We start from the raw sequence: 5,300 nt of genomic DNA, 5'->3' as shown, positions 1-5,300 counted from the left end.
CCGGCCAATAGCCGACAATGACGACACTGGAAATCCCCGCCTGTGAGCGTCGGCTCAGGGCGGGACAGCGTCATCCAGCTACCTGCGCCACTGACTCAGCCTTGTCCAGCCGGCCGCGCCGCACGAACAGACTGACCAGCCGTTGACGGATCGCCACCTGGAGTTCCGCCAGTTGTTCCGGCGTGATGCGAATTTCACCCGCTCGACGAGCGCAACACCGGCGCCGCCTACGCCAAGAACCGGCGAATCGAACTCAAACTCACGAACCGCTGAGCGCCGCGTCACCGCGCTGCTGCGCCAGCCAGTCGCGCGGGGCGCAGCCCATGCGCACGCGGAAGGCGCGCGCCAGAGCGTTCGGGCTGCCGTAGCCGACGCGGTCGGCCACCACCGCCACCGGCCGCCCCTGCTTGAGCAGGGTGCAACTGACGTTCATCCGCCAGTCGGCCAGATAGTCGCCCGGCGTGACGCCCACCGCGTCCTTGAACGCGGCGGCGAAGCGCGCGCGTGACATGCCCGCCTTCGCCGCCAGCGCCTCGAGCGACCACGCGGTCTGCGGCGCATCGTGCATGGCGGTTATGGCGCGCGCGAGTTTCGGGTCGGCCAGGCCCGCCAGCAGTCCGGTGGCGCCAAGCCGCCCATCCATCAGATAACGCAGCAACTGGATCAGTAGCAACTCGCACAAGCGGTCGATGGCGGCCTGCCGACCGCACTGGTCGCGCTCGGCTTCGGCAAACAGCAACTCTAGCGTCGGCCCGAGGCCGGGCAAGTCCGCCAACGGAATCAGCAGCATCGACGGCAAGGCCATGGCCAACGGATTGCCCGTCGAAGCGCCCAGGTCGACCTCCGCACACAACCGCTCAGCGGTATCGCCGGGGGCGGCGACAAAACGATGCGACGCCACGCGCGGATAAAACAGCAGGCTCGGCTCGGTAACCAGCAGATCTTCATGCACGGGCGAACGCGCCGTAATCGGGCCGCGCCGCACCAGATGGATATAGCCATGCGGCGCCGCGTAATGATGCTGCCCACAGAAGGCGCCGCTGTGAAAAACGCGCGCCGAAAGCGAGTAGTGCCGGAGCAAGCCGGCCAGTCGATCCGCCATTCCACTCTCCATATAAGACGATAGGTTACGTATTTGATACTTTACGTGCCATATCGTACCAAACAAAGGGCGATCATGCCCACGTGCTCTTGCACCTCACCCACTACGGAGATAGACATGACCCAAATCGCCCCCCTGACCATCGACACCGCTGACGCCGCTACCGCTGCCACACTCAAGGCCGTCAAAGCCAAGCTTGGCATGGTGCCGAACCTGTTCGCCACGCTGGCCCACGCGCCGGCGGCGCTCAATGGCTACCTCGGCTTGTCCGAAACGCTGGGCACCGGCCGCCTGAATGCCTCCCAGCGCGAGATCGTTGCGCTCGCTGCCGGTCAAGCCAATCGCTGCCAGTATTGCCTGAGCGCACACACCCTGATCGGCAAAGGTGCCGGACTGTCGGCAGAGGCCATCGCCGCGGCCCGCACCGGCCAGGCGGCCAACGCACTTGACGATGCAATCGCCGGCTTTGCCCGCGCGCTGGTCGAGCAACGCGGCGTGGTGTCGGCCGACGCCATGGCCAACTACCGCCGCGCGGGGCTCGACGACGGCCTGATACTGGAAGTGATCGCCAACGTCGCGCTGAACACGCTCACCAACTACACCAACCACATCGCCGACACCACGGTGGATTTCCCCGTGGTCGCCGTCTGATCTCCATAGGCATATAAGGAGAACACGATGAAAATCGCACTCACCGGCGCTCTGCTCGCCAGCGCCCTCGTCCTGCCACTGGCCGTCACGGCCGGCGACTTTTCGCCCTATGTGGACAGCCAGGGCGGCATCAGCCGCCCCACAGACTTCCGCACAAACTTCGTCCACCTGGGCTCATATGCGGTGTTGGACGAAAAATCCGCCTCTCGCGGCTTGCACGATGTGTACACCGAAAAGGCCTCGGCCGAGCACTACCGCAAGACCGGCAAGTTCTTGGACGGCGCCACGCTGGTGAAAGAGATCCGCAAGCTCGAAACCAGCGCCATGACCACTGGCAACCCTGTGGTCTGGGGTTCCGATGCGGCCGTGTGGTTCGTGATGGTCAAGGACGCCAAAGGCCGTTTCGCCAGCAACCCCTTGTGGGGCGACGGCTGGGGCTGGGCGCTGTTCAAGGCCGACGCCCCCGCCAAGAATGTCGCCGTCAGCTACGAAGCCGACTGCATGGGCTGCCATGTGCCGGCGGCCAAGACCGACCGCGTATTCATCCAGGGCTATCCGACACTGACCCAGCACTGACTTGCTGCCGGGTTACGCTTCGCGCAGGATGGCACCTCCGTCCTGCGCGAGCCACCCTTTCCGGAAGCGCGCCATGCCGACACTCGACGCCTTTCTGACCGACGTCCGCGCCTGCACGCGCTGCGCACCGCATCTGCCACACGGCGTGCAGCCGGTCTTCCAGTTTCACCCGAGTGCGCCCATCCTCATCGCCGGCCAAGCACCGGGGGCCCGGGTCCATGCCTCAGGCGTGCCCTTCGACGACGCCAGCGGCGCGCGTCTGCGCGCCTGGCTGGGCGTGGACCGCGACACCTTCTACGACCCTACCCGCATCGCCATTCTGCCCATGGGCTTCTGTTATCCGGGCACCGGCAAAAGCGGTGACCTGCCGCTACGCCCGGAGTGCGCCCCCCGCCTGGCGCGAAGCCTTCATGCAGCGTTTCGAGCGCCTGTCGCTGGTCATCGTGCTGGGCAGCTACGCCATGGACTACCACCTCGGTACTGGCAAGACGCCGCTCACCCGGGTGGTCGAAGCCTGGCGCGAGCACTGGCCGCAAGCGTTCCCCCTGCCTCACCCTAGCCCGCGCAACAATCGCTGGCTGGTGCGCAACCCCTGGTTCCAACAAGACGTGCTGCCCGCGCTGCAAGCACGCGTCCAGGCAGTCCTCACCGCCAACCCCAAGGAAACCCCATGACCGACGACACCGCCGCCATTACCGAGCTGCTGCACAAGTACTACGACACCCTGGCCTGGGCGAACGGAGACAGGCACCGGCTTTGGAGCGATGAACGACGGCTTCAGGTGCGGTAGCTGACGCCTGGGACCTCAATCACCGTATGACCGGGTCGAAAGCGGTCCTTTCTCTGACAACATCGCCCTAGCCCGCACTCAACCCCCACAACACATCCAGCACATGTTGCGTAGGCCGCTCGACGTCCCCACCACGGTGGGCAATACCAAGTTGACGCCACAATAAGGGCTGTAATGGCCGCATGACGATCCTGGTATCGGGCAATGGCGTGGAGGCTTCATGCGGCAACAACGTCGCACCATAACCGGCCGCCACTAGGCTTTTGATCGCATCGTTGTAGTTCAGTTGAATACGCGGCGTGGGCTGCCGTCCATCACTGGCGAACCACTCCGAGGTCAAGCGCGAAAGCCGAGTAGTTTTGTCATTCAGAATTAATGGCTGGGCGGCCAGCCAACCGGGGGTCACAACATCCGGGCATTCCCAGCGAGCCGGCAAGAAGGCCATGACCGGGTCCCGCCGCCATGGCTCGATCCGCAATTCCTTCACCGGGGTCTGTGGCAGCGCGACCAGACCGATCTCCAAAGAGCCCTCGGCAAGCTTCTTCAAAGTTTCCTGCGACGTGAGCACCGCGACCTGCACATCGATAGCGGGATGGCGTTGGCCCAACGTCTCCAAAGCTTGCGGCATCAACTGTGCGATGGCCCCTGTGGAGGCACCCAGCCGCACACGCCCGGCCAAGCCCTGCACCTGACGCTCCACGTCCTCAAGCGCCTGCTCCGCATCCGCCAACAGGCGCCGCGCGCGCTCCACCAGCGTTTCTCCAATCGCCGAAGGCTGAATGCGCCCACGTGTGCGCGACAACAGCTTTCCGCCAACCCGCGACTCCAGGTCGGCAATATGCAAACTGACCGTGGGTGGCGCGAGGTGCAGCACACGGGCCGCCTCGGCAAACGAACCCAGGTCGGCAATGGCCACCAACGTGCGCAGACGGTCCAGGCTGATTTCGCGCATGAGTCACTCCTTGTTCAGAAAAGCTGAATTTCATCGTTTAGAAATTCAACTTTTCCTATCTTAGCCCCTCACTGAAGATTGGAACTCCTGATTTCCTATGTCCGAGAGCATTCCATGGCAAGTCCTCTTATATTCATCGACGGCGACCAAGGCACCACCGGGTTGCAAATCCATCAACGTCTACGCGACCGGACCGATCTGCGGCTTATCACGCTCAGCCCCGAACATCGCAAGGATCCGCAACGTCGCGCCGAAATCATCAACGCCTGCGACATCGCGATTCTCTGCTTGCCCGACCAAGCCGCACGCGACGCTGTAGCGAGCATCGAAAACCCCGCCGTTCGGGTGATCGATGCGAGTTCGGCGCACCGCACCCATCCAGACTGGACCTATGGTTTCGCGGAGATGAACTCGCAGCAGGCCCAACGCATCGCCACGGCACGGCGGGTCAGCAATCCCGGTTGCTATCCCACGGGGGCGATAGGGCTGCTGCGCCCATTGCTGGAGGCCGGGTTGCTGCCCAGGGACTATCCGACGAACATTCATGCTGTGTCGGGCTATTCCGGAAAAGGGCGCGTTGGCGTGCAAGAGCATGAGGGAGAGGGCGCATCACAGGCGCCCGCGTTTCAGGTTTATGGTCTGGGGCTGGCACACAAACATATTCCGGAGATTCAGCAGCAAAGCGGTCTGATGGAGCGGCCGATGTTTGTGCCGGCTTATGGGGCTTTTCGGCAGGGGATCGTGCTGACCATACCGTTGCAACTTCGCTTGTTGGCGCCGGGCGTGGATGCGGTGCGGTTGCATGCGTGTCTTATGCAGCACTACGTCGATGCGGACCATGTACAGGTGATGTCGATGCAGGAGGCCAAAGGGTTGACGTGCCTTGATCCTCAGGCGCTTAACGGGACTGATAGTTTGCGATTGGTGGTGTGTGAAAATGATGAGACGGGGCAGGTTTTGTTGGCTGCGGTGTTTGACAATCTTGGGAAGGGAGCCGCTGGAGCGGCGGTGCAGAATCTGGATTTGATGGTTGCAGGAACATGACTCCGACTACCCACTGGCTCTAGAGTCTATGGCTCGAATTTTCGAGCGGTTGTTTCCTCTCTGTTTATGGCCTGGCATCGACGGCATTAAACGAGTCGAAAACAGAATCTACGCGTGTCAGCAGTTTGCAATCCAGTCAGGCTTTGAAGTTAAACGGTCGTCCACGACAGGCAGCAATCGGCCAA

6 protein-coding genes and 1 pseudogene are annotated in these 5,300 nt (G+C 63.0%); 5 read left to right on the top strand and 2 right to left on the bottom strand.

Going from position 1 to position 5,300, the window contains the following annotated elements; genetic code table 11:
- Positions 1-259: 259 nt before the first annotated feature.
- Positions 260-1,102, bottom strand: a complete 843-nt coding sequence (locus N5J71_RS21910) for a helix-turn-helix transcriptional regulator (protein WP_003464996.1) — start codon at positions 1,100-1,102, stop codon at positions 260-262.
- A gap of 75 nt (positions 1,103-1,177) precedes the next feature.
- Between N5J71_RS21910 and N5J71_RS21905 the strand changes: the two genes are divergently transcribed.
- From N5J71_RS21905 to N5J71_RS21890, 4 genes and pseudogenes are all read left to right on the top strand, one after another.
- Positions 1,178-1,753, top strand: coding sequence for a carboxymuconolactone decarboxylase family protein (locus N5J71_RS21905; protein WP_003464997.1), 576 nt, complete (start codon positions 1,178-1,180; stop codon positions 1,751-1,753).
- 27 nt (positions 1,754-1,780) lie between these two features.
- Positions 1,781-2,329, top strand: coding sequence for a cytochrome P460 family protein (locus N5J71_RS21900; protein WP_003465000.1), 549 nt, complete (start codon positions 1,781-1,783; stop codon positions 2,327-2,329).
- Positions 2,330-2,357: 28 nt separating this feature from the next.
- A pseudogene (locus tag N5J71_RS22650) lies at positions 2,358-2,678 on the top strand (uracil-DNA glycosylase family protein); the annotation flags it as partial.
- 61 nt (positions 2,679-2,739) lie between these two features.
- Positions 2,740-3,003: a uracil-DNA glycosylase family protein gene (locus N5J71_RS21890; RefSeq protein WP_003830781.1), complete on the top strand. Its 264-nt coding sequence runs from the start codon at positions 2,740-2,742 to the stop codon at positions 3,001-3,003.
- A 183-nt stretch (positions 3,004-3,186) separates the two neighbouring features.
- Here N5J71_RS21890 and N5J71_RS21885 read toward each other — a convergent pair whose 3' ends face one another.
- Positions 3,187-4,071 carry a LysR family transcriptional regulator gene (locus tag N5J71_RS21885; RefSeq protein WP_003465017.1) on the bottom strand — a complete coding sequence of 295 codons (885 nt, stop codon included), beginning with the start codon at positions 4,069-4,071 and terminating at the stop codon, positions 3,187-3,189.
- 114 nt (positions 4,072-4,185) lie between these two features.
- Here N5J71_RS21885 and argC point away from each other — a divergent pair, with 114 nt between their 5' ends.
- Positions 4,186-5,115, top strand: coding sequence for an N-acetyl-gamma-glutamyl-phosphate reductase (gene argC / locus N5J71_RS21880; protein ID WP_003465021.1), 930 nt, complete (start codon positions 4,186-4,188; stop codon positions 5,113-5,115).
- Positions 5,116-5,300 lie beyond the last annotated feature (185 nt).

Source organism: Ectopseudomonas oleovorans (assembly GCF_029845265.1).
Lineage (GTDB): Bacteria > Pseudomonadota > Gammaproteobacteria > Pseudomonadales > Pseudomonadaceae > Aquipseudomonas > Aquipseudomonas oleovorans.
Note: the sequence above shows the minus strand (reverse complement) of the source record. Positions and strands in the feature narration are given on the sequence as shown.

Coding starts and splice junctions, on each gene's coding strand:
- N5J71_RS21910 (WP_003464996.1), bottom strand. CDS start 1,102: ATGGCGGATCGACTGGCCGGCTTGCTCCGGCACTACTCGCTTTCGGCG.
- argC (WP_003465021.1), top strand. CDS start 4,186: ATGGCAAGTCCTCTTATATTCATCGACGGCGACCAAGGCACCACCGGG.
- N5J71_RS21890 (WP_003830781.1), top strand. CDS start 2,740: ATGCAGCGTTTCGAGCGCCTGTCGCTGGTCATCGTGCTGGGCAGCTAC.
- N5J71_RS21905 (WP_003464997.1), top strand. CDS start 1,178: ATGCCCACGTGCTCTTGCACCTCACCCACTACGGAGATAGACATGACC.
- N5J71_RS21900 (WP_003465000.1), top strand. CDS start 1,781: ATGAAAATCGCACTCACCGGCGCTCTGCTCGCCAGCGCCCTCGTCCTG.
- N5J71_RS21885 (WP_003465017.1), bottom strand. CDS start 4,071: ATGCGCGAAATCAGCCTGGACCGTCTGCGCACGTTGGTGGCCATTGCC.